Source organism: Halorubrum sp. SS7 (assembly GCF_005435055.1).
In the GTDB taxonomy this organism is placed as follows: domain Archaea; phylum Halobacteriota; class Halobacteria; order Halobacteriales; family Haloferacaceae; genus Halorubrum; species Halorubrum salinarum.
In genome coordinates this window covers 1-1,057 of record NZ_SGXV01000123.1, presented here as the reverse complement: position 1 = coordinate 1,057, position 1,057 = coordinate 1, and the positions used below count along the sequence as shown (strand labels likewise).

Here is a 1,057-nt window from a genome sequence, read left to right as displayed (position 1 = left end):
GAGGGGTTGGCGACGACCGTGCCCGACGTTCCCCTCATCCCGGAGGCGGTCCCGCTTCTTCCCGAGTTCACACTGACCGTCTCGGAGTTCACGCTCGTCATGCCCTCGCTCGGCACGTTCAACGCGCTGTCCGCGAGCGTCGTCGTCGGGATCATGATCATCCCGATGGTCTCGTCGATCAGCGAGGACGCGCTGAGCGCGGTCCCCGACAGCCTCAGACAGGGCGGCTACGGGCTCGGGTCGACGAAGTTCGACGTCTCGACGCGGATCGTCGTCCCCTCGGCGACCTCCGGTATCGTCGCGTCGTACGTTCTCGCGATCTCGCGGGCCATCGGCGAGACGATGGCGGTCACGATGGCGATGGGAATGAGCCCGCAGATGCCGTACTTCCCGAACGTCCTCCGCAACCTCGCGGAGTCGAGTCAGACCATCACGGCGGCGATGGTCCAGATCGCCGGCGCCGACTCCTACGGGAGCGGCCCCACCTACGAGGCGATGTTCGCGCTCGGAATGACGCTGTTCGCGATCACGCTGATCATGAACGTCCTCGCCGAACTGGTCAGACGGCGCTTCCGGGAGGAGTACTGAATGGCGACCGAAGACTCCACCGGCGACCAACTCGGCCGAAGCGCGGCGCTCCGGCTCCAGCAGCTGAAGGGACAGCTCTTCGAGGTCGCGCTCGTCGCGGCGACGCTCGTCGGGATCGTCTCGCTGCTCGTGTTGTTCGCGTACATCTCGGTCGACGCGTTCCGGCCGGGGACCGCGTCGCCCGCGTGGTTCCTCGTCTACCTCGGCACCCTCGTGGCGCCGACGGCCGCGTTCACGCTGTACGCCCGTCGGAGACCGGCGGTGCGGACGGCCAACGCGGTGGCGTTCGCGGCGGTGTTCGGGGGGCTCCTCTTGAGCGCCGTCACGTACGCCGTCGTCGACGCGCTCAGCCCCTACGACGTGTTCATCTACGGCGTCTTCGCCTCGCTCCCCCCGATGCTCGTCTTGGCGTACGACCGGACGACCGAGGGTCAGGCGTACACCGGACCGCTCATCCTCGTCTCGATCC

1 protein-coding gene and 1 pseudogene are annotated in these 1,057 nt (G+C 67.7%); both read left to right on the top strand.

All coding sequences use genetic code 11. The annotated features are described in order from the left end of the window. The coding region (locus EXE44_RS17035; RefSeq protein WP_137717984.1) for a PstC family ABC transporter permease at positions 1–588 on the top strand (588 nt) is incomplete at its 5' end. After that, positions 589–1,057 (top strand): annotated as a pseudogene (locus tag EXE44_RS17030) (phosphate ABC transporter, permease protein PstA); the annotation flags it as partial. It lies immediately after the preceding gene.